Genomic DNA, 20831 nt, shown 5'->3' on the forward strand with positions numbered 1-20831 from the left:
TTCTCGGCTAAGGGAGGAGCAATCGTCATTGAAAGCCCTTCTCATGCCCGCCGCCCAACGCCCCGCTTTGCTTTATTTCATCGCCGCCTTCGCCTCCGGCTGCGTGCTGGCGATGATGACCCATCTGAACGCGGTCATGAGCTTTTACAGCAATGCGATGTTCGCCTCCTGGACGGCCCATGCCACCGGCACGGTGGTGTCGATCGCGCTGCTCGGGCTTCTGGGCCTCAGGAAGCGGGCAGGCGCGGTCGAGGCGAAGCCTTCGATCCCCTGGTGGGCCTATCTCGGTGGCGTGTTCGGCGCGGCAACCGTTGTGTGCGCGGCGCTGGCCGTCAACTCGCCGCTGGCGCTTTCCGGCGCGATCGCGATCGGGCTTGCCAGCCAGGTGCTGTTTTCGTTGGCCGCGGACTATTGGGGCTTTTTCGGCCTGCCGGCGCGCAGGCTCGACCGGCGCGATCTGGTTGTGGTGGCGCTGATTCTGGCCGGCGGCCTGCTGGTCATCATGGCGGGGGCCACGGCATGATCGCGGCGATCATCTATGCCATCGTCACCGGGGTTCTGGTGATCCTCAGCCGGCAGGTCAACGGGCGCCTCAGCCTCTCCACCTCGCCGATGACGTCCTCTTTCTACAACCATCTGGTCGGGTTCATCGTCATGAGCGCGGTACTGCTTGCGCTCGGCGGGCTGTGGCCATCATCGCTTGCCGATATCCCGCCCTATGCCTGGCTCGGCGGACCGCTTGGCGTCATCTTCGTCGCCGCCGGCTCGTGGGTGATCCCGAAGATCGGCGCGGTCAACACCGCCGTGCTGATCATCGGCGGCCAGATGATCGCCGGCGCGGCGATGGATATGGCGGAGGGGGTGACGGCCTCGCCGGTGCTGCGGTTCTCCGGTCTCGCGCTTATTCTGGCCGGCATTCTTCTGGCGCAGGCCCGTCCGAGAGCCTGAGCGGATTGCAAATGTGGCATGGCTGCCTACATAGGGAGCCGGAAAGGCCCGTCCCGATGGGCCGCAAGTGAGGTTTTTGATCATGAGCGAACACAATCCCTTCGGCACCATGCATGCCACCACCATCATCACCGTGCGCAAGGATGGCAAGGTGGTGATGGCCGGCGACGGACAGGTCTCGCTCGGCCAGACGGTGATGAAGGGCAATGCCCGCAAGGTCCGCCGCATCGGCAAGAACGGCAATGTCATTGCCGGTTTCGCAGGCGCCACCGCCGATGCCTTCACCCTGCTGGAGCGGCTGGAGCGCAAGCTGGAGCAATATCCCGACCAGTTGATGCGCGCCTGCGTCGAGCTTGCCAAAGACTGGCGCACCGACAAATATCTGCGCAATCTCGAAGCGATGATGCTGGTCGCCGACAAGGACATCACGCTTGCCGTCACTGGCAATGGCGATGTGTTGGAACCCGAACAGGGCGTCATGGCAATCGGGTCGGGCGGCAATTACGCGCTTTCGGCGGCGCTCGCCCTGATGGATGGCGACAAGTCCGCCGAAGACGTCGCCCGCCGGGCCATGGAAATCGCCTCGCAGATCTGCGTCTATACCAATGGCAACATCATCGTGGAAACGCTGGATGCCGCATAGCGATGGCGTCATAGGCTTCCGCCCGCTTGCCGAGGATGATCTCGAGATGATGGCCCGCTGGCTCGCGGAGCCGCATGTCGCCGCATGGTGGCACCGTGCGGAAAGACAGGTCGAGCAGATGCGGTCCCATATCGACGACCCCACGGTCTCGCCCTTCGTCGTGCTGCTGGATGACGTGCCGTTCGGCTATATCCAGCTTTGCGATCTCGATCATGAGCGCGACAACGAGCCGGCGCTCGAGAGCCAGCCCATGGGCACCTTCGGCATCGACCAGTTCATCGGACCCGCCGACAAGATCGGCAAGGGCCTCGGCACACGGCTGGTTTCGGCCATGGCGGAGCGGGCATTGAATGACGGCGCAAGCCGTGTGCTCGTCGATCCGCATCCCGACAACGCGGCGGCGATCCGCGCTTACGAGAAGGCCGGCTTCGTCCGGCTTGGAACTTTCAGCATGACAAGCGGTCCGGCGCTGCTGATGGCCCGCGATCCTTGAGGAGCAGTGACAGATGACCAATTTTTCCCCCCGCGAGATCGTTTCCGAGCTCGACCGCCACATCATCGGCCAGCACGACGCCAAGCGCGCCGTCGCGATTGCGCTTCGCAACCGCTGGCGCCGCCAGCAGCTTCCCGATGACCTGCGCGACGAGGTGATGCCGAAGAACATCCTGATGATCGGCCCGACCGGCGTCGGCAAGACCGAGATTTCGCGACGGCTCGCCAAACTCGCCGGCGCGCCCTTCATCAAGATCGAGGCCACCAAGTTCACCGAGGTCGGCTATGTCGGCCGCGATGTCGAGCAGATCATCCGCGACCTCGTCGAAATCGGCCTCGTTCTGGTGCGCGAGAAGAAGCGTCAGGAAGTGCAGGCTAAGGCCCATGCCAATGCCGAGGAACGCGTGCTCGACGCGCTGGTCGGCAAGACCGCCTCGCCCGCCACCCGTGACTCGTTCCGTAAAAAACTGCGCTCCGGCGAACTCGATGACAAGGAAATCGACATCGAGATCAACGATACCGGTTCCGGCATGGGAGGCTTCGAAATCCCGGGCATGCCCGGCGCGAATATCGGCGTGCTGAACCTTTCCGAAATGTTCGGCAAGCAGCAGAAGACCAAGAAGGTCCGCACCACGGTCAAGGCTTCCCATGACGACCTGGTCCGCGACGAGAGCGACAAGCTGCTCGATGACGAGGTCATTCAGCGCGAGGCCGTGCGCCTTGTGCAGGAAGACGGCATCGTGTTCCTCGACGAGATCGACAAGATCGCCGCCGGCGATGGCCGCATGGGCGCGGGCGTCTCCCGCGAGGGCGTGCAGCGCGACCTGTTGCCGCTGGTCGAAGGCACGACGGTTGCCACCAAATACGGCCCGATCAAGACCGACCATATCCTGTTCATCGCGTCCGGCGCGTTCCACGTCTCCAAGCCCTCCGACCTCCTGCCGGAGCTTCAGGGCCGCCTGCCGATCCGCGTCGAACTGCAGGCGCTGACCAAGGAGGATTTCCGCCGCATCCTGACGGAAACCGAGGCAAGCCTGATCCGCCAGTACAAGGCGCTGATGGAAACCGAGGAAGTCTCGCTCGACTTCACCGAGGACGCGATCGATTCGCTCGCCGATGTGGCGGTGCATCTCAACGCCACCGTCGAAAACATCGGCGCGCGCCGGCTGCAGACGGTGATGGAGCGGGTGCTGGACGAAATCTCCTTCACCGCCCCCGACCAGTCCGGCCAGGCGTTGACCATCGACAGCGACTATGTCCGCAAGCATGTCGGCGACATGGCCCAGGACACCGACCTGTCGCGGTATATTCTGTAGCTTGCCGCAACATTATTTCATCTGAGGCGTTCACCCTGCGGTGAGCGCCTTTTTTGGCCGACGGACTTTGCGCGGCAGGTCTTCCGTCGTAGTTTCACCAGACCCAATTCGTAATATAGCGACGCGGGTTCCCGCGCCGCGCTCCAACCCCGGAGGAACATCATGGAATATCGCCAGCTCGGCCGTTCGGGCCTGAAAATCTCGACCATCACCATGGGCACGATGACCTTTGGCGGGGTCGGCTGGGCGAAGACGGTGGGCGATCTCGGAGCTGACGACGCAAGGCGTCTCGTCGACATCTGCATCGACGCCGGCGTCAATCTGATGGATACGGCCGACGCCTATTCGCAAGGCGTGTGCGAGGAAATCATCGGCGAGATCATGGACAAGCCGCGCCGCGACAAGATGATGATCGCGACCAAGGCGCGCTTCGCCATGGGCGACGGGCCGAACGATGCCGGCCTTTCCCGCCACCACCTGATCGCCGCCTGCGAGGCCAGCCTGAAGCGCCTGAAGACCGATGTCATCGACCTCTACCAGGTTCATGAATGGGACGGGCTGACCCCGCTGGAAGAAACCATGGAGGCCCTCGACACGCTGGTGCGCCATGGCAAGGTTCGCTATGTCGGCTGCTCGAATTTCTCCGGCTGGCATATCATGAAGGCGCTGGGCATTGCCGAACGCGAGCACCGCCAGCGCTTCGTCAGCCAGCAGATCCACTACACGCTCGAAAGTCGCGACGCCGAAAACGAACTGGTGCCGATCAGCATCGACCAGGGGCTCGGCATCCTGGTCTGGAGCCCGATCGCGGGCGGTCTTCTGTCCGGCAAGCATCGCCGCAACCAGAAGGCCCCCGAGGGCACCCGCCAGTTCGCCGGCTGGACCGAGCCGCCGATCCGCGACGAGGAGCGGCTGTGGACCATCATCGACACGCTGGTGGAGATCGCCGATGCCCGCGGCGTTTCGGCGGCCCAGGTGGCGCTTGCCTGGACGCTCGGGCGCAAGGGCGTGACCTCGGTGATCATCGGCGGGCGCACGGAAGACCAGTTCCGCGACAACCTCGCCGCCGCCGACCTGAAGCTCACCGACGAGGAACGCGGCCGCCTCGACGCCGTCAGCCAGCCCTGGCTGCAATACCCCTACTGGCACCAGCGCAATTCGGCCAGCGAACGCCTCGGCGAAGCCGATCTGGCGCTGATCGCGCCTTATCTGGAAGGGAAGTAAGGCGGGGGATAACCACATAGCCTCCGTTCAATCTCCCCCCTTGAGGCAGGGCCATCGCATATGGCGTAGCAGCTTGCTCCCAATACTCTCTCCCGCTGGCGGGAGAGATGCCCCGAAAGGGGCAGTGAGGGTGGCGCAGCGTATCAAGCCGTGAGGGCGTTCGCGGGGAAAGTCTCCCCCCTCACTGTCGCTGTTGCGACATCTCTCCCCTCCGGGGCGAGAAGATTAGGGGGCTATGCGGGGAGACCATATGCGATAGCCCTGCTCAAAGGGGAGATTGGTAAAGGTGAGGCCTCGCGAGACGGCCATTTATGCCCAAATGGAGAAAATATTTGGCACTCATGCCGAATTGACCCCGCGCCCTTTGCCGCTAGAGTGGCGGCAATGACAGTTCCAGCCAGAGGGATGGTGATTTCATGGCGCGCATCGAGAAACACGGCCTTGCCTATGACAAGGCGCTTTATGATTTTCTGACCGAAAAGGTCCTGCCCGGCACCAATGTCGACGCCGACGCCTTTTTCGAGGGCTTCGCCGCGATCGTCGGTGACCTTGCACCGAAGAACCGCGCGCTGCTGAAAACGCGCGATGCGATGCAGGAAAAGCTCGACGCCTGGTACAGGGAAAATGGTGCGCCTTCCGACATGGCGGCCTATGAGGCGTTCCTGCGCGAGATCGGCTATATCCTGCCGGAAGGCGATGACTTTGCCGTCGAGACCGAGAATGTCGATCCGGAAATCACCACCATCGCCGGCCCCCAGCTCGTCGTGCCGGTGATGAACGCGCGTTATGCGCTGAATGCGGCGAACGCCCGCTGGGGCTCCCTCTATGACGCGCTCTACGGCACGGATGCGATCGCCGAGGATGACGGCGCGGAAAAGGGCAGGGGCTATAACCCGAAGCGCGGGGCGAAGGTCATCGCCTGGGCCAAGGATTTCCTCGACAGCAATTTTCCGCTGGCAGGCGGCAAATGGGCCGATGTCACCGGTTTCGGCTATGATGGCGGCGCGCTGATCGTGAAGACGGAAGCCGGCGAAACCGGCCTTGCCGACCCGGCCCAATATGCCGGCTTCAAGGATGAGGCCGGCGACGCCTTCCGGCTCTATTTCGTCAACAACAACCTCCATGCGCTGGTGTTCGTCGATCCCGACAGCATGATCGGCAAGGACGACCCGGCGGGCATTGGCGATATCGCGCTCGAATCGGCCATCACCGCGATCATGGATTGCGAGGATTCCGTTGCCGCCGTCGATGCCGAGGACAAGGTGCTCGCCTATTCCAACTGGCTCGGCCTGATGAAGGGCGACCTGACGGAAGAGGTCACCAAGAACGGCAGGACGTTCACCCGCAAACTTGCCGGCGATGTCGAATTCACCGGCCCGGATGGCAATCCGAAGACGGTGCCCGGCCGCTCGCTGATGCTGGTCAGGAATGTCGGCCACCTGATGACCAACCCTGCGATCCTCGATGCCGATGGCCGCGAGGTTCCGGAAGGCATCATGGATGCCGCCGTCACCGCGCTGATCGCGCTCTATGACATTGGCGAAAACGGCCGCCACATGAATTCCCGCGCCGGCTCGATGTATGTGGTCAAGCCGAAGATGCACGGTCCGGAGGAAGTCGCCTTCGCATCGGAACTGTTCGGTCGCGTCGAAAAGATCGTCGGCATGAAGCCGAACACGATGAAAATGGGGATCATGGACGAGGAGCGCCGCACCACGGTCAACCTCAAGGAATGCATCCGCGCCGCGAAGGACCGGGTGGTGTTCATCAATACCGGCTTCCTCGATCGCACCGGCGACGAGATCCATACCTCGATGGAAGCCGGTCCGATGATCCGCAAGGGCGACATGAAGGGCGCACCCTGGATCGCGGCCTATGAGGACTGGAACGTCGATATCGGGCTGGAATGCGGCCTCGCGGGCCATGCCCAGATCGGCAAGGGCATGTGGGCGATGCCGGACCTGATGGCGGCTATGCTGGAAGCCAAGATTTCCCAGCCGAAGGCCGGCGCCAACACCGCCTGGGTGCCCTCGCCGACGGCGGCCACGCTGCACGCCACCCACTACCACGCCGTTAACGTTGCGAAGGTTCAGGAAAAGCTGAAGGACCGCCCGCGCGCCAGCCTCAAGGATATCCTCTCCGTCCCGGTGGCGGTGCGCCCGAACTGGGGCCCGGAGGAAATCCAGGCCGAACTCGACAACAATGCGCAAGGGATTCTCGGCTACGTCGTGCGCTGGATCGACCAGGGCGTCGGTTGCTCCAAGGTGCCGGACATCAACGATGTGGGCCTGATGGAAGACCGCGCCACGCTGCGCATCTCCTCCCAGCACATGGCGAACTGGCTCTACCACGGCGTCGTCAGCGAGGACCAGATCGTCGCGACCATGAAGAAAATGGCCGCCGTCGTCGACCGCCAGAACGAGGGCGATCCGCTCTATCGCCCGATGGCCGGACACTTTGATGAATCCATCGCCTTCCAGGCCGCGCTCGACCTGGTGCTGAAGGGCCGCGAACAGCCGAACGGCTACACCGAGCCGGTGCTGCACAAACGCCGTTTGGAGCGGAAGGCGAAGGACGCGGGCTGAGGGGCGGGCCGATCCGCAAAACGTAAATAAAGGGGCTGTGCCATGCCGCATGGCCCCAAAGTTCTTCTCGCCCCGGAGGGGAGATGTCGCGACAGTGGCTGGCGGTTCCGTCGCCGGGAACGCCCTCCGGCTGCGTTATCCTTCCGACAGGATCGCCTTGTTGCGCTTCATGTATTCGGCGATCGCCAGTTCGCCGGCGAGCTGGATGTGGTGTTCGCAGGCCGCCGCCGCGGCATCGCCGTCGCGGGTAACGGCGGCGGCATTGATGATGGTTTCGAGTTCGGCGATCGAGGGCTCGATCCGGCTTTCATCGACGAAGGCAAAGCGGCGAAACATGGCGATGCGGGCATGCATGCTGCTGAGGCTTTCGGCCAGCACGGCATTGTCGCTGCCTTCGGTGAGCAGGGTGTAGAACTCGGCCTTGATATGCTCGCGGCTTTCGATATTGCCCTTGCGGTATTCCTTGTCGAGCCGGTCGCCGAGCTTCTTCAGCTTGGCGCACTGGCTGTCCGTGGCGTTTTCGGCGAAAAGCCGGCCGGCAAGCCCTTCAAGGGCCGCGCGCACGACATAGATCGAGCGGATTTCTTTTTCGGTGAGCACCGTCACGATCGGGCCGAGATTGGGCACGACGCTGATCAAGTGCTCCGATTCGAGCTGGCGCAGCGCCTCGCGGATCACGGTGCGCGAAACGCCATAGGTCTCGCACAGCGCGCTCTCGATCAGGCGCTGGCCGGGCACCAGCCCGCCTTCGAGAATGTCCTCGCGAACAAGACGCACCACCTGCTGGCGAAGCGGGGCCGCCGTGCGGGCAATGACTGTCGAACCTGCCATGCTACTCTCCGATATTCGTTCCGGTGTCTGCCGGGAGGGACGTTCCTCACCGGACCGCCTGGGCGTTCGGTCCGGTTTACCAAGATTTGCCGGAGGACGCGAGCCGCGCGTTCCGGCTTTCGCCGTTATTCACTGATATGATATGACAGTAATACCATCGATCCTGTCACCGCGCCATCCGCGATTGCGGTCCATCCGGTCAATCGACCCTGCGTCGGCGGCGATCATTGCGGGGAAACCACGGCAGCGCCCTGACTAGAGTAATGTCCAGCGGAATGTCCTCCGAGCCCTCTGTACATTATTACCGTAATACGGTACGACAGGAGACTTGCTCGTTTCCGTTAGCGGTATCCATCGCCGGAAAGGGTGCGCGATAATCACGGGAGGAAAAAGAATGGTCGCCAAGCGTCTCAAATCGCAGAATGCCGGATGGCACAGGTTCAACATTGGCGCGCTGGAATGCACCGCCATCTGGGATGGCTATATCCATCACGGCTATGAGGGCATTTTCCCCAATGCCGATCCGGCGGAAATGGCGCGGCTGCAACGCGAATATCTTCTGCCGGCGGATCATATTCCGATGGATCTGAACCCGGTCGTGGTCAATGCCGGCGACCGTCTTATCCTGATCGATGCCGGCATGGGCCAGACCTCGACGATGTTCGGCGACCAGATGGGCCGTCTCATGGAAAACATGAAGGCCGCCGGCATCGATCCGGCCGATGTCGATACCGTGTTGCTGACCCATCTTCACCCCGATCATTCCTTCGGCCTGATCCTGCCCGATGGCGCACCGGCCTTTCCCAATGCCACGCTTTACGCGCCGAAAACCGACTGGGAGGAATGGACCGACGAGGCCAACCTTCAACGCAACGACTTCCGCAACGCCTGGACGGCCGGCACGCTCGAAGCCGTCGCGCCCTATCGCGACCGGCTCAAGCTCTTCGACATCGGCGACGCCATCCTGCCTGGCGTGACGACGCTGTCGGCGGCCGGCCACAGTTCCGGCCAGTGCGCCTATCTGTTCGAAAGTGAGGGCGAGAAGGTGATCTTTACCGGCGATCTCGCCCATCACCAGATCTATGATCCCTACCATCCCGCATGGTTCTTCCACATGGATTACGACAGCGATCCCCAGATGGGCGCCGATGCCAAGGCGGCGATCTTCAAAAAGGTCGTCGACGAGAATATCCGCTACCACGGCTATCATTTTCCCTATCCGGGGCTGGGGCGGATGGTGCGGGCGGACGACGGCACCTACCGGTTCCACGCCGAGCCGGTCAATCCGCGCCTGCTGCCGCCATTGAAGTGAGACCACACCATGAATGATGAGATTTGCGCGATCGTCACCGGCGGCGGTCGCAATATCGGCCAGGCGATTGCGCTCAGGCTGCAACAGGACGGTTTTCGCGTCTTCGTGCTTGATGTCGTCGAGCCGGAGGTCGAATCGCTGCGCGCCGATGCCGCGCTGGTGAACCTTCTGGATGTTGAGGCCGCCAGGGCGGCGGTTGGCGCGATTGTCGCGCGGCACAAGGTCACCTGCCTCGTCAATAATGTCGGGCTGGTCGCGCCCGCTCCACTGGAAGAGGTGAAGCTCGAGGATTTCGAGCGGCTGATGAACCTCAACCTCAGGACCGCGATCATCTGCGCCCAGATCGTGGTGCCGGAGATGAAGCGCCATGGCGGCGGGCGGATCGTGTTCAACACCAGCCGCGTCACCAAGGGCAAGCTCGACCGCACGCTTTACAGCGCCACCAAGGGTGCGGCGCAATCGATGGCGCGCACCTGGGCGCTGGAACTCGGCGGTGCCGGCATCACCGTCAACTGCGTCGCCCCAGGCCCGATCGCGACCACCGCCTTCTGGCAGAACAACCCGCCCGATGCGCCGAAGACCAAGGCGATCACCGATGCCATTCCGGTCGGCCGCATGGGCACGCCGGAGGACGTCGCCAACGCCGTCAGCTTCTTCTGCGATCAGCGCGCAAGCTTCGTCACCGGCCAGACCCTGTTCGTCTGCGGCGGCGTGACGGTCGGGTAAGCCTTTCAACGCGGCGTTTCGCCAGAGTTCCCTGTTTGACCGGAATCAAGGCATGGTCCATCCGTCTCGCTAGTAGTGAACCATGCCAGCAGCCACGAACAAATCCGAATTGCTCGCGGTCTTTGACAAGGACCTTGCGAAACTGAAAAAGACGCTCAAGGCGGTCGATGAAGAAATGTCGACCTTGTCCGCGCCTGATGACGCCGTCACGATCAAGGGCGTCATCGCGCACCGCACCCATTGGATGGGCATGTTCCATCGCTGGTATGAAGATGGCATTGCGGGCCGGGAGGTGTTCGTGCCGGCCAAGGGCTACAAGTGGAACCAGCTCAAGGCCTATAACACGCCGGTTTATGCGAAGGGCGACGAAACGCCCTGGCCCGACCTGCTGTCGGCATTCGACGCTGCCTGTGACAGGTTGCGGTCGTTTATCGTCGCTCGCGATGATCACGAACTGTATACCGATGGCGTTCACGCCTGGACCGGAAAGTGGACGCTGGGCCGGTATGCCGAAGCCACCGGACCATCCCATTTCCGGTCTGCGAACAGTTATATCCGCAAGGCGTTGAAGGCTGCGCGATAGGCGTCTCGCGTCGCTCGTTGTGCGGGTTTTAAGCCGGCTCGAAAAGCGCCGCGATTTCCATCTCCGGCACCAGCACCAGTCCCTTGTCGGTGATCCGGATTTCGGGGATCACGGAAAGCGGGATCAGGTTGAAGCCCATATAGGGGATCGAGCAACCGGCGTCTTCCCAGGCGAGCTTCAGCACGCGCAGGTCGTCGGCCACGTCGTGAACGCGCTTGTCGGACAGAAGTCCCGCGATCGGCAGTTCCACCATGGCGCGGACCTTGCCGTCGGCAACCACGCAGACGCCGCCCTGTTTTTCCTCGATCGCGCGTACCGCCGCCTGCATGTCGGCCTCGTTGGTGCCCGCGACGATGATGTTGTGGCTGTCATGGCCGACCGAGGAGGCGACCGCGCCGCGCTTCAGCGAGAAATTCGACAACAGGCCATGGGCGACATTGCCATCGGACTTGCCGTGACGCTCGACCACGGCGACGAAGCAGAGATCGTGGCGGTCGAAATGGCTCTGCCAGTCATTGGCCGGTTCCAGCTCGATGACCTCGTGAACCGCCATGATCCCCGGCAGTTCGGTGCGGATGCAGTGCGCCTTGACGCGCTCGACCGGCAGCTCGGGGATGAGCTTCACGTCTTTCGGCAGCTTGACGGTGTGATAGGCGGCATCGGGATAGCGCCAGCGTTCCGACAGCGCTTCATCGAGCGTCGCAGTCACCTTGCGGTCCTCGACCATCAGTTCGCCGCCATACCAGGTGTTGATCGGCTGCAGTGTATCGTCGAGCAGCACCAGATCGGCCCGCCTGCCGCCGCCGAGCCCGCCGATCTCGTCGCCGAGGCCGAAGCGGGTGGCGCCGTGGAGCGAGCCCATGGCCCAGGCCTGTTCCGGTTTCATCCCGGCCTTCACCGCCTGGCGCGTCACCCAATCCAGTCCGAACATCAAAAGATCGTCGGCATCGCGGTCGTCAGTGCACACCGCCACGCGCTTGTGGGAAGCGCCGAGTTCGGTAATCGCCTTGATCGCTTCCGGCAGCGAATGCCATGGCGTGGTCGGCGGGCCGCCGCGCAGGAAGATCCAGACGCCGGCCTCCAGCAGGTCGTTGGCGATCTCGCGGTCGATCGCCTCATGGGTGTCGGTCACGCCGGCTGCGGCATAGGCGGCCACGAAATCGCGGCCATAGACATGGCCGGAGACCGGCCGGCCGCGTTTCAGCGCCTCGGCGATGATCGCATGCGAGCGCTCGTCGCTCATGGCAACAGGCACGAAATCCATCTTTTCGCCAAGCGCCAGCGCCTCCGGCCATTTGTCGAAGATCGCGGCGATCTTGTCCGGCGTCAGGTCGCCGCCGGCGGTTTCCATCGCGGCGGATGTCGCCGGCACGGTGGAGGGCACGGTCAGGTAGATCGAAAGCGGGGCCTGGCGGGCATCCTCCAGCATCGCCTCGACGCCGGCGACATCCATGACATTGCCGATCTCGTGGCTGTCGCAGAAGATCGTGGTGGTGCCGTTCAAAAGCGCCGCCTCGGCATAGGCGCAGGCCGTCACCATGCTGCTCTCGATATGCAGATGCGGGTCGACGAGGCCGGGGGCGATGATGCCGCCGTTGACGTCATAGCTTGCGGCCAGGCGGCCCTGATAGCTGCCGGCGGGCTTCACGGCGGCGATCCGTCCGCCGGAAAGCCAGATTTCCCGGTCGTCGAGGATCCGCTCGCTATAGGTCGACAGCACCCGCGCGCCGGCGATCACCAGATCGGGATCGGCGCGGCCGGAGGCGACATCGGCGAGCTTTCGGGTCATGTCGGAAAGGGGGGCAACGGAAAAGCGGGTCAGTGTGCTCATGCTCGGCTCTCATGCTGTTTGAACCCGCGAGGCTATAGGCCTGTTGGCTGACGGTCCAGCCCCTTATCGCGCCGGTTTACGCGGCGCGGGCCTTGGCGATGGCTTCTTCCAGAAGCGCGCGGTCTAGAACGCCCGGATAGACCGTCCGTCCGATCACGAAGGACGGCGTGCCGTTGAACTGGAAGGCTTCGGCCTGGTGGTAGTTGCGGTCGAGAAGGGCCCCGATCGCATCCTGGTTTTTCGAGACGCTTTCGGCAATCGCATCGAAATCGAGCCCGGCATCGGTCAGGATTTCCTCGACCTTTTCATGGCTCAGCCTGGTATTGGCCCGCATCAGCGCGTCGAGCGCGGTCTCGTAGTCGCCAAGCGCCGCCGCGCCCTGTACCGCCTGGGCGGCATAGACCGAGACCGGCCCGAAGATCGGCCAGTCCTTCATCACCAGCTTGACATTGCCGTCCTTGGCCACGACGTCGCGGATCATCGGATAGTCGCGCTTGCAATAGGTGCACTGGAAATCGAAATACTCGACCACCGTCACATCGCCCTCGGGATTGCCGAGCACGGGGGCCGCCGGATCGGCGAAGACCTCTTCCGGGGATGGCTCATGGGCAAGGGCAGTCCGCAGAGGCAAGGCCGAAAGCCCGCCGGCAGCCAGCATTCCGGTCAAAATCGTGCGTCTGTCGATCATGTTCATCTCCGCGTTGTCTTCCGGCAGTAGACCGCCCGAAATATGCCAAGGCAAGCGGCGATGCCGAAAATCGGCAAGCTGTCCGCTCACATTCGCGCGAGCGCGTCGGGGCGCGCGAGTTGATCCGGGCTGTCGGCGAAAAACAAGACGCGGCGATTGCCGGCTACGCTTTCATCGGGTTGCCGCCTCCGTGTCGGAATGTTCGACAGATCGATAAAAAGAATTAATCGCCGCATGTGAAATTGAAATTGGACAGGCTTTGCGAAATTCCGGTTTCCTGTTCCGTAAAATCAGTGGGAGCCTATTTGTGAGCGACAGGAAACTTTATCTCAAATTCATCGATGCCAATGTTCAGGGCATAATTTCCCTTTATTGGGACAATGCCCCCGAGACCTGCGCCGCCCTGTGGGGCGCGCTCGAAAAGCCGATCCAGTGGCCGGCGACCCACGCGATCTTCTCCGGGCCCGAAATCATGATGGGCCTGCCCGAGGAGGCACGCAATTTCGACCCGACCAAATTGCCGCCGGAAAACCAGACCATCCTGCCCGAGCCGGGCGAATTGCTGTGGTTCTACCAGCCGAAGAACTTCTTCAAGATCGATCCCGACGAGTTCTGGGAGATCGGCATGTTCTACGGCGTCGGCGGGCGCACATTCGGCCCGACCGGGTGGATACCCTGCACCTATTTCGGCAAGATGACGGAAAATCTCGAGGCGGTCGCGGCCCAGTGCCGGCTGATCCGCACCGAGGGCGCTAAGAAAGTGGAGATCGGGCGCCTGGCCTGATCAACCGATAACCAAGAGGAAGGGAATAGCATGAAACTTGTTACAGCAATGCTGGCCGGTGCTTCGGTCCTCACCGCCGTACCCGCCTTCGCCGCGGAAATCACCATCAATTCCTTCGGCGGCGCCTATGAGGAGGCGCACCGCAAATGCGTGATCGATCCGTTCACGGCCGAGACCGGCGCCGACGTCAAGATCGTCACCGCCTATTCGGCGGACGCCTTCGCCCAGCTTCGCGCCCAGAAGGACGCGCCGCAATATGACGTGATCCATTTCTCCGGCGGTCAGGAAATCGTCGGCGCCAAGGAAGGCCTGCTCGCGCCGATCGATGCGGCGAAGCTTTCCAACGCCGCCGATCTCTATCCCTTCGCCGGCGCGAAGATGGCGGAAGGCGAGGGCCCGGCCTACCAGATCGCCGCCATCGGCCTGCTCTACAACAGCGACGAGCTTTCCGAAGCGCCGTCAAATTGGGCCGATCTGATGGAGCCGGCGCTTGCCGAGGGCCTGGTGCTCACCGATATCTCCAATACCTACGGCCTGTTCGGCTTCCTGATGCTGAACCAGGTTGCCGGCGGCGATCTCGACAACATCCAACCGGGGCTCGACGCGGTGAAGGCGATGCTTGAAAACGGCGCCTTCGTGGTTTCGAAATCGCCGGAAATCCAGCAGGCCTTTGCCCAGGGCGGCACTGTCGTGGCGCCCTATGCCTCCGACTACGCCTATACGCTGAGAAAAGCCGGCCTTCCGATCAAGTTCCAGCAGGGCGCCGAAGGCACGCCGGCAAGTTACATCACCGCCAATCTGGTGGCCGGTCGCGACAATCAGGATCTGGCGCTGAAGTTCATCGATATCGAGCTTTCGCCGGAGGCCCAGGCATGCTTCGCCGAGGCGCTGCGCTATACGCCGACCAATTCCAAGACCGAATTGCCGGACGAAGTGGCCGCCGACGTCGCCTATGGCGAGGAAGGCGTGGCAAGCCTGCTGCGTTTCGATCCGGAAGTGATCGAGGCCAATCGCGCCGACTGGGTCATCGAATGGAACAAGGCAATCGCGCAATAAGGCGGTGCGCCCGTCCCGCATCCCGGCTTGGCCGGGGTGCGGGGTGAATCATGAGCCGGGGTGGCGGATCTGGGTTGGATCGCACACCTCTCAACAACTACTCTCCCGCCTTAAGGGGGATATTGCATTTGGCCCGGCGGCTTGCTCCCAATACTCTCTCCCGCCAGCGGGAGAGATGCCCCGAAAGGGGCAGTGAGGGTGAAGCAGCATTTCAAACCGTGAGGGCCTCGGTGGGGAGAAACTCCCCCCTCACTGTCGCTGTCGCGACATCTCTCCCCTCCGGGGCGAGAAGATTGGCGGGCTATGCGGTTGGGTGCGTTATGATAGACGCTTGCTTGGCACACGGCATCAACAAGAGGAAACCCAGCGGATGAAGTCCGACCGTGCAGAAAACGCGCTTCTGGTGTCGCCCGGCCTGCTGCTGCTGGCGCTGGCGTTTTTCCTGCCGATCGCGCGCATGCTGATGCTGTCGGTCATGGGGCCGGAAGGGTTCACCTTTTCCCATTTTGCCGAATTCATCCGCGAGCCCTATTACCTCAATGTGCTGTGGCGCACGATCCGGCTGTCCTTCATCATCACGCTGATCTCGGCGCTGGTCGGCTTTCCGCTCGCCTATATCATGGCGCGCGCCGGGCCCCGGCTCAGGCTGTGGTTGATCATCGTCATCCTGCTGCCGCTGATGACCAGCGTGGTGATCCGCACCTTTGGCTGGATGGTGATCTTCGAACGCGGCGGTATCATTTCGTCGACGCTCTACGATCTCGGACTGGTGAAGCGCAATTTCACGCTGATGCGCACCGAAACCGCGATCGTGATCGGCATGGTGCAGGTGCTGTTGCCGTTCATGACGCTGTCGATACTCGGCGTCGTCAGCCGCATCGATGAAAAGCTGGAAGAGGCGGCTCGGACCATGGGTTGTTCGTTCCTGCAGGCGTTTCGGCATGTGGTGCTGCCGCTTGCCATGCCGGGCATCGCCGCCGGCTCGCTTCTGGCCTTCACGCTTTCGGCAAGTTCGTTCGTGACGCCGAGCCTGCTCGGCGGACCGCGTCTCCAGGTGCTGGCGGCCTCGATCTATTCCTCGGTCACGCAGACGCTCGACTGGCATTTCGCCGCCGCCCAGGCCGTGATCCTGTTCCTCGGCATCGCGCTCACCCTCATCCCCTATTTCAGGTTGACGGGAGGCCGTCATGGTTAAGGCCGTTCCGCTGTGGCTGAAGATCGTGACGGTCGTGTTCATCGCGCTGATCGTGGTGGTCATGCTGGCGCCGCTGGTGGTGGTGATCGGCACCTCGTTTTCGGCCAACCAGTTCATCGCCTTTCCGCCCAAAGGGTTCTCGCTCGAATGGTATCACAAGGTGCTGTCGTCGAGCGCCTATCTCTCATCCGGCGCCCTGAGCCTCGGCATCGCGCTGCTGGTGACGCTCTCCTCCGTCACCATCGGCGGCGCGGCCGCGATCGCGATCCACCGCCGGCAATTGCCGCAATCGGAACTGCTCGGCGCGCTGTTCCTGTCGCCGCTGATCCTGCCGACGATCATCTACGCCATCGGCCTGTTGATGTTCTGGAGCGCCGCCTTCGGACCGGTCTCCTTCATCACGCTGTGGATCGGCCATACCGCGATCACGCTGCCCTATGTGGTGCGCACCACGCTTGCCGTCTTGAGCGAGTCCGACCCCTTCATCGAGGAGGCGGCCCGCACCATGGGGGCGGGGCGCATTCAGCGGCTCGTGTTCGTGGTGCTGCCGCAATGCCGGCCGGGGCTTGCCGCCGGCGCGTTCTTCGCCTTCAACATTTCGTTCGACGAGGCGGTGCTGTCGCTGTTCCTGCGCACCCCGGACATGACCACGCTGCCGGTGCAGATTTACGGCCAGCTCGAATTCAGTCCCGATCCTTCCGTCGCTGCGGTCTCCACGATCATGATCGCGCTCACCGTCATCCTCATTCTGGTTATCGACCGCGTGCTCGGTATCCGGAAATTCGCCTCGGCCTAGGAATATAATCATGTCGGATATTCATCTCGATCGGATCAGGAAGTCCTACGGCAAGGTGGAGGTTCTCCACGGCATCGACCTCGCGCTGTCTTCCGGCGAGTTCGTGAGCCTGCTCGGCGCATCCGGCTGCGGCAAGACCACGCTGTTGCGCACGGTTGCCGGCCTTGAGGCCGTCACCGGCGGGCATGTTGTCATTGATGGCCAGGATGTGACGGGGCTGCCGCCGGAAAAGCGCGATATCGCGATGATGTTCCAGTCCTACGCGTTGTTGCCGCATCTGAGCGTCTACGAGAATGTCCGCTTTCCGCTGCGCATGCGTCGCATCGGCGTGCGCGACGAGCAGGATGAGCGGGTCAAGGCCGCGCTGGAGACGGTGCAGCTCGGTCATCTTTCCGACCGCTTCCCGCGCCAGCTCTCCGGCGGCCAGCAGCAGCGAGTGGCGCTTGCCCGCGCGATCGTTTCCAACCCGAAAGTGCTGTTGCTCGACGAGCCGCTCTCCAACCTCGATGCCCGGCTGCGCGAGGACATGCAGGTGGAGCTGATCGAGATCCACCGCCGCCTCGGGCTGACCACGCTGTTCGTGACCCACGACCAGGAGGAGGCGCTGAGCCTCTCCGACCGGGTGGTGCTGTTGAATGCCGGCAAGGTCGAGCAGGAGGGCGCGCCTTCCGAGATCTACGCCCGCCCGGCGACCGCGTTCGTCTCCGGCTTCATCGGCTCGGCCAATGTGTTGAAGGGAGAGCTTGAGGCGGGCGGCATCGCGGTGCTGGAGGACGGGCAACGCCTCGCGGTTTCCGCAGACGCGCCGGCCGGGCCGGTCTCGGTCGTATTGCGGCAGGAGGATTTGGCCGTCGCAGCTTCAGGCGAGGGGCTGAAGGCCACGGTGAAGACCCGCGTCTATCTCGGCGCGCGAAACCGCTATGTGCTGAGCCTTGCCGGCGAGACCATCCGGCTTCTCACCGACAACGAAACCGTGCTGCAGCCGGGCGACGAGGTCGTGCTTTCCATCGATCCCGAACGCATTCGCGTTCTCGCCCGCTGACCCACTTTTGATTGTGAGACCGCGTGGAGGCTGGTAGCGTATGGCGATGCGCATCATCGACATGGCCACCTTCGTGGCGCTCGCCCGCAACCGGCATTTCGGCCGCACCGCCCGGGAACTGAACACCACCCAGCCGGCGATTTCCTCGCGCCTTGCCATTCTCGAGCGCGATTACGCTTGCCGGCTTGTGGAGCGCGGCGACCGCGAATTCCGGCTGACGCCGGCGGGCGAGGAAGCGCTGCGCGTGTTCCAGGAGGTGCTGGAAAAGCTCAACACGCTGAAATCCGATCTCAAGGAGGGCGGCAGCGATGCCGCCTATATCGTGCGCATCGGCGCGATCGATTCCGTGGTCGCCACCTGGATGCCGGATTTCATCGAGGCGCTGAGCCAGGCGATGCCGAACCTCAGGGTCGAACTGACGATCGAGGGGACGCGCGACCTCATCGCCGGCCTTGCCCATGGCGAGTTCGATCTGATCTTCGGGATCGAGCCCGCGATCGGCGACAGTTTCCGCTCCTTCATCATCTGCTATTACGAGATGGTCTGGGCCGCGGCTCCCGCGGTGGTCGACCGCAATACCACCTACAGCGTCGACGAGTTGTCGCGGATGCCGATCATCACCTTCCCCAAGGGCACGCCGCCCTATGCCTATGTCGCGCCCTATTTTCAGGACGAACGGGTACTGGCCTCCAAGCTGACGAGTTCCAACTCGCTGTTTGCGATGATCAATCTGTTGATTGGCGGCTTCGGCCTCGCGGCGATCCCCTCGGTCGCGATCGCGCGCGAGCTGGAGAACGGCCTGCTGTGCCGGGTGAGCGTGACCAAGCCGTTTCCGCCGATGCCGATCGTCGCCACCTACCAGACGACCGTCGGCCAGAACATCCTGCGCAGCGTCGCCGATCATGCCCGCAGCAGCGCCGCCGAATTCTGCCGCAAGGTGTCCTCGGAAAGCGCCTGGGTGCCGGGGGATGGCGGGTCCGCTACTGCCGAGCAGGATCGCGGCCGCATCAATCGATGATCGCCACCGATTTGATCTGGGCATAGACGGCCATGCCGGGCTGCAGGCTGAGGAGATTGGCCGAGCGGGCGGTGACCCGCGCCATGATCAGCCTGCTGCCGATCTCCAGATGCACGATCATGACGGAGGGATGGTCGCCGCGGGCGATCTCGCGGACGATCGCGGGCACGCGGTTGATGATCGAGACATTCAGATTTTCGGTGAGCGCGATCGAGACGTCGCGGGCATGGATCATCAGGCGCACCGGCTCGCCGACCGCCCTGCCGGTATGGGCGATCCACAGCGCCCCGCCCTCGAACTTGGCAAGCGCGAGTTGCCAGCGCAGGTCGATATCGGCGATCCGCGCGTCGATCGCTATTCCGGCCCGGCGCTCATGCGCCATCGGCAGGTCGAGGCGTGCGAGCGTCTCGGCGGTGGGGCCGGCGGCGATAACGCGCCCGTCGCGCATCACCGCCAGATGATCGGCAAGCCGGGCCACCTCGTCGGGCGCGTGGGTGACGTAGAGCACCGGGATGGACAGGCTCTGCCTCAGGTTCTGCAGATAGGGGAATATCTCCTGGCGCGCGTGGATGTCGAGCGCCGACATCGGTTCGTCCATCAACAGCAGTTTCGGCTGCGAAAGCAGCGCGCGGGCGATCGCGACCCGCTGCCGCTCGCCGCCGGAAAGCCGCGCCGGCATGCGCTCCAGAAGAGCGGAAAGACCGAGCAACGCGACCAGCTCATCGAACCGCGCCTTGCCATCGCGCTTCGCCCGCTTCTCGCCATAGCGAAGGTTGGCGCTGACGGTGAGATGGGGAAACAGGTTGGCCTGCTGGAACACATAGCCGACCTCGCGGCGATGCGGCGGGCGGAAGTGACTGCCGTCCTGCCAGACCTCGCCATCGATCGAAAATTCGCCGTCGGGCAGGTGTTCCAGTCCCGCGAAACAGCGCAGCAGGCTGGTCTTGCCGCAGCCGGAGGGGCCGAACAGCGCGGTGACGCCGCTTTTCGGAAACCGGAAGGACGCATCGAGCAGAAACGCGCCGAAACGGCCGGCGAAACGGGCGGAAAGTCTGTCACCGGTCATGGAAAGCGCCTCCGCATGCGTCGCTCGATCAGCATTGTCGACAGGATGACGAGGAAGGAAAACGCCAGCATGCCGGCGGCGAGGATATGCGCCTTGCCCCATTGCAGGGTCTCGACATAGTCGTAGATCGCCACCGACAGAACCTTGGTCTTGCCGGGAATATTGCCGCCGATCATCAGCACCACGCCGAATTCGCCGACGGTATGTGCAAAGCCGAGGATCGCGCCGGTGATGAGGCCGGGGCGGGCAAGCGGCAGGGCGATCGAGAAGAAGCGGTCGACCGGGCCGGCCCGGAGCGTCGCGGCCGCCTCCAGCGGATCATTGCCGATCGCCTCGAAGGCGTTGCGCACCGGCTGCACGGCAAAGGGCAGGGAATAGATCACCGAGCCGACCACGAGACCCGCGAATGTAAAGGGCAGGGTGAAGCCGATTGTCTTGCCGATGGCAGCGCCGAGCGGGCTTTGGGGGCTCAACGCAATCAACAGATAGAAGCCGAGCACCGTCGGCGGCAGGACCAGGGGGAGGGCGACGATCGCACCGATCACTTCCTTCCACCATGTGTGCGACCGCGCCAGCCACCAGGCGAGCGGCACGCCCAATATCATCAAGAACACGGTCGTGACGCCGGCAAGTTTCAGCGTCAGGAATACGGCTTCCCACATTATGTCCGCTCCAGGGCCCATTCCCGAATGCCA

General features: G+C 63.3%; 21 protein-coding genes. 16 read left to right on the plus strand and 5 right to left on the minus strand.

The features are described 5' to 3' along the window. Positions 1 to 43 precede the first annotated feature (43 nt). The 7 genes from Mame_RS04740 to Mame_RS04770 all read left to right on the plus strand — a co-directional run bounded on the left by Mame_RS04740 (position 44) and on the right by Mame_RS04770 (position 7208). A complete protein-coding gene (locus Mame_RS04740; protein WP_018064898.1) occupies positions 44 to 523 on the plus strand; it encodes a DMT family transporter in 480 nt (159 codons plus the stop codon). Then, positions 520 to 948, plus strand: coding sequence for a DMT family transporter (locus Mame_RS04745; RefSeq protein WP_018064897.1), 429 nt, complete (start codon positions 520 to 522; stop codon positions 946 to 948). The genes Mame_RS04740 and Mame_RS04745 overlap by 4 nt, the downstream gene beginning before the upstream one ends. Before the next feature lie 82 nt (positions 949 to 1030). Next, positions 1031 to 1591, plus strand: a complete 561-nt coding sequence (hslV, locus tag Mame_RS04750) for an ATP-dependent protease subunit HslV (protein WP_026173492.1) — start codon at positions 1031 to 1033, stop codon at positions 1589 to 1591. Beyond that, on the plus strand, positions 1581 to 2084 hold the full coding sequence (locus Mame_RS04755) for a GNAT family N-acetyltransferase (RefSeq protein WP_018064895.1): 504 nt from the start codon (positions 1581 to 1583) through the stop codon (positions 2082 to 2084). The genes hslV and Mame_RS04755 overlap by 11 nt, the downstream gene beginning before the upstream one ends. A 13-nt stretch (positions 2085 to 2097) precedes the next feature. Continuing rightward, entirely contained in the window at positions 2098 to 3399 is a 1302-nt protein-coding gene (gene hslU, locus Mame_RS04760) for an ATP-dependent protease ATPase subunit HslU (RefSeq protein ID WP_018064894.1), read from the plus strand. Positions 3400 to 3561: 162 nt separating this feature from the next. Further along, positions 3562 to 4623 (plus strand): aldo/keto reductase, encoded by a 1062-nt coding sequence (locus Mame_RS04765; protein WP_018064893.1) that lies wholly within the window; start codon positions 3562 to 3564, stop codon positions 4621 to 4623. Between the two features lie 416 nt (positions 4624 to 5039). Beyond that, positions 5040 to 7208, plus strand: coding sequence for a malate synthase G (locus Mame_RS04770; protein WP_018064892.1), 2169 nt, complete (start codon positions 5040 to 5042; stop codon positions 7206 to 7208). Positions 7209 to 7343: 135 nt separating this feature from the next. On the opposite strand, the gene Mame_RS04775 is transcribed toward Mame_RS04770, so the two are convergent. Further along, the gene (locus Mame_RS04775) at positions 7344 to 8039 is read right to left on the minus strand and encodes a GntR family transcriptional regulator (protein WP_018064891.1); all 696 of its coding nucleotides are present in this window, start codon (positions 8037 to 8039) and stop codon (positions 7344 to 7346) included. 394 nt (positions 8040 to 8433) lie between these two features. On the opposite strand from Mame_RS04775, the gene Mame_RS04780 reads away from it, so the two are divergent. The 3 genes from Mame_RS04780 to Mame_RS04790 all read left to right on the plus strand — a co-directional run bounded on the left by Mame_RS04780 (position 8434) and on the right by Mame_RS04790 (position 10660). Beyond that, positions 8434 to 9351 carry an MBL fold metallo-hydrolase gene (locus Mame_RS04780; RefSeq protein ID WP_018064890.1) on the plus strand — a complete coding sequence of 306 codons (918 nt, stop codon included), beginning with the start codon at positions 8434 to 8436 and terminating at the stop codon, positions 9349 to 9351. Between the two features lie 9 nt (positions 9352 to 9360). Beyond that, positions 9361 to 10077: an SDR family NAD(P)-dependent oxidoreductase gene (locus Mame_RS04785; protein ID WP_018064889.1), complete on the plus strand. Its 717-nt coding sequence runs from the start codon at positions 9361 to 9363 to the stop codon at positions 10075 to 10077. Positions 10078 to 10159: 82 nt separating this feature from the next. Further along, a complete protein-coding gene (locus tag Mame_RS04790; RefSeq protein WP_018064888.1) occupies positions 10160 to 10660 on the plus strand; it encodes a ClbS/DfsB family four-helix bundle protein in 501 nt (166 codons plus the stop codon). Positions 10661 to 10688: 28 nt separating this feature from the next. Here Mame_RS04790 and Mame_RS04795 read toward each other — a convergent pair whose 3' ends face one another. Beyond that, positions 10689 to 12491, minus strand: coding sequence for an adenine deaminase (locus Mame_RS04795; protein ID WP_018064887.1), 1803 nt, complete (start codon positions 12489 to 12491; stop codon positions 10689 to 10691). A 76-nt stretch (positions 12492 to 12567) separates the two neighbouring features. Beyond that, complete coding sequence (locus tag Mame_RS04800) at positions 12568 to 13179, minus strand: DsbA family protein (protein ID WP_026173491.1); 612 nt, start codon at positions 13177 to 13179, stop codon at positions 12568 to 12570. A 307-nt stretch (positions 13180 to 13486) separates the two neighbouring features. Between Mame_RS04800 and Mame_RS04805 the strand changes: the two genes are divergently transcribed. From Mame_RS04805 to Mame_RS04830, 6 genes are all read left to right on the plus strand, one after another. Next, positions 13487 to 13963 (plus strand): DUF3830 family protein, encoded by a 477-nt coding sequence (locus Mame_RS04805; RefSeq protein ID WP_018064885.1) that lies wholly within the window; start codon positions 13487 to 13489, stop codon positions 13961 to 13963. A gap of 30 nt (positions 13964 to 13993) precedes the next feature. Beyond that, entirely contained in the window at positions 13994 to 15019 is a 1026-nt protein-coding gene (locus tag Mame_RS04810) for an ABC transporter substrate-binding protein (protein ID WP_026173490.1), read from the plus strand. A 370-nt stretch (positions 15020 to 15389) separates the two neighbouring features. Continuing rightward, the gene (locus tag Mame_RS04815) at positions 15390 to 16214 is read left to right on the plus strand and encodes an ABC transporter permease (protein WP_018064883.1); all 825 of its coding nucleotides are present in this window, start codon (positions 15390 to 15392) and stop codon (positions 16212 to 16214) included. Next, positions 16207 to 17010: an ABC transporter permease gene (locus Mame_RS04820; RefSeq protein ID WP_018064882.1), complete on the plus strand. Its 804-nt coding sequence runs from the start codon at positions 16207 to 16209 to the stop codon at positions 17008 to 17010. Before Mame_RS04815 ends, Mame_RS04820 begins: the two co-directional genes overlap by 8 nt. Before the next feature lie 10 nt (positions 17011 to 17020). Beyond that, positions 17021 to 18052 carry an ABC transporter ATP-binding protein gene (locus Mame_RS04825; protein ID WP_018064881.1) on the plus strand — a complete coding sequence of 344 codons (1032 nt, stop codon included), beginning with the start codon at positions 17021 to 17023 and terminating at the stop codon, positions 18050 to 18052. 40 nt (positions 18053 to 18092) lie between these two features. Continuing rightward, the gene (locus tag Mame_RS04830; RefSeq protein ID WP_018064880.1) at positions 18093 to 19070 is read left to right on the plus strand and encodes a LysR family transcriptional regulator; all 978 of its coding nucleotides are present in this window, start codon (positions 18093 to 18095) and stop codon (positions 19068 to 19070) included. On the opposite strand, the gene modC is transcribed toward Mame_RS04830, so the two are convergent. After that, positions 19060 to 20136: a molybdenum ABC transporter ATP-binding protein gene (gene modC, locus Mame_RS04835; RefSeq protein ID WP_018064879.1), complete on the minus strand. Its 1077-nt coding sequence runs from the start codon at positions 20134 to 20136 to the stop codon at positions 19060 to 19062. The genes Mame_RS04830 and modC overlap by 11 nt on opposite strands. Further along, positions 20133 to 20798 (minus strand): molybdate ABC transporter permease subunit, encoded by a 666-nt coding sequence (gene modB / locus Mame_RS04840; RefSeq protein ID WP_018064878.1) that lies wholly within the window; start codon positions 20796 to 20798, stop codon positions 20133 to 20135. Before modB ends, modC begins: the two co-directional genes overlap by 4 nt. Between the last annotated feature and the right edge of the window lie 33 nt (positions 20799 to 20831).

This window comes from Martelella mediterranea DSM 17316 (genome assembly GCF_002043005.1).
Lineage (GTDB): Bacteria > Pseudomonadota > Alphaproteobacteria > Rhizobiales > Rhizobiaceae > Martelella > Martelella mediterranea.

Bases quoted from the DNA above. Each gene is read 5' to 3' on its own strand.
- Mame_RS04740 (WP_018064898.1), top strand. From the start codon at position 44: ATGCCCGCCGCCCAACGCCCCGCTTTGCTTTATTTCATCGCCGCCTTC.
- Mame_RS04745 (WP_018064897.1), top strand. From the start codon at position 520: ATGATCGCGGCGATCATCTATGCCATCGTCACCGGGGTTCTGGTGATC.
- hslV (WP_026173492.1), top strand. From the start codon at position 1,031: ATGAGCGAACACAATCCCTTCGGCACCATGCATGCCACCACCATCATC.
- Mame_RS04755 (WP_018064895.1), top strand. From the start codon at position 1,581: ATGCCGCATAGCGATGGCGTCATAGGCTTCCGCCCGCTTGCCGAGGAT.
- hslU (WP_018064894.1), top strand. From the start codon at position 2,098: ATGACCAATTTTTCCCCCCGCGAGATCGTTTCCGAGCTCGACCGCCAC.
- Mame_RS04765 (WP_018064893.1), top strand. From the start codon at position 3,562: ATGGAATATCGCCAGCTCGGCCGTTCGGGCCTGAAAATCTCGACCATC.
- Mame_RS04770 (WP_018064892.1), top strand. From the start codon at position 5,040: ATGGCGCGCATCGAGAAACACGGCCTTGCCTATGACAAGGCGCTTTAT.
- Mame_RS04775 (WP_018064891.1), bottom strand. From the start codon at position 8,039: ATGGCAGGTTCGACAGTCATTGCCCGCACGGCGGCCCCGCTTCGCCAG.
- Mame_RS04780 (WP_018064890.1), top strand. From the start codon at position 8,434: ATGGTCGCCAAGCGTCTCAAATCGCAGAATGCCGGATGGCACAGGTTC.
- Mame_RS04785 (WP_018064889.1), top strand. From the start codon at position 9,361: ATGAATGATGAGATTTGCGCGATCGTCACCGGCGGCGGTCGCAATATC.
- Mame_RS04790 (WP_018064888.1), top strand. From the start codon at position 10,160: ATGCCAGCAGCCACGAACAAATCCGAATTGCTCGCGGTCTTTGACAAG.
- Mame_RS04795 (WP_018064887.1), bottom strand. From the start codon at position 12,491: ATGAGCACACTGACCCGCTTTTCCGTTGCCCCCCTTTCCGACATGACC.
- Mame_RS04800 (WP_026173491.1), bottom strand. From the start codon at position 13,179: ATGATCGACAGACGCACGATTTTGACCGGAATGCTGGCTGCCGGCGGG.
- Mame_RS04810 (WP_026173490.1), top strand. From the start codon at position 13,994: ATGAAACTTGTTACAGCAATGCTGGCCGGTGCTTCGGTCCTCACCGCC.
- Mame_RS04815 (WP_018064883.1), top strand. From the start codon at position 15,390: ATGAAGTCCGACCGTGCAGAAAACGCGCTTCTGGTGTCGCCCGGCCTG.
- Mame_RS04820 (WP_018064882.1), top strand. From the start codon at position 16,207: ATGGTTAAGGCCGTTCCGCTGTGGCTGAAGATCGTGACGGTCGTGTTC.
- Mame_RS04825 (WP_018064881.1), top strand. From the start codon at position 17,021: ATGTCGGATATTCATCTCGATCGGATCAGGAAGTCCTACGGCAAGGTG.
- Mame_RS04830 (WP_018064880.1), top strand. From the start codon at position 18,093: ATGGCGATGCGCATCATCGACATGGCCACCTTCGTGGCGCTCGCCCGC.
- modC (WP_018064879.1), bottom strand. From the start codon at position 20,136: ATGACCGGTGACAGACTTTCCGCCCGTTTCGCCGGCCGTTTCGGCGCG.
- modB (WP_018064878.1), bottom strand. From the start codon at position 20,798: ATGTGGGAAGCCGTATTCCTGACGCTGAAACTTGCCGGCGTCACGACC.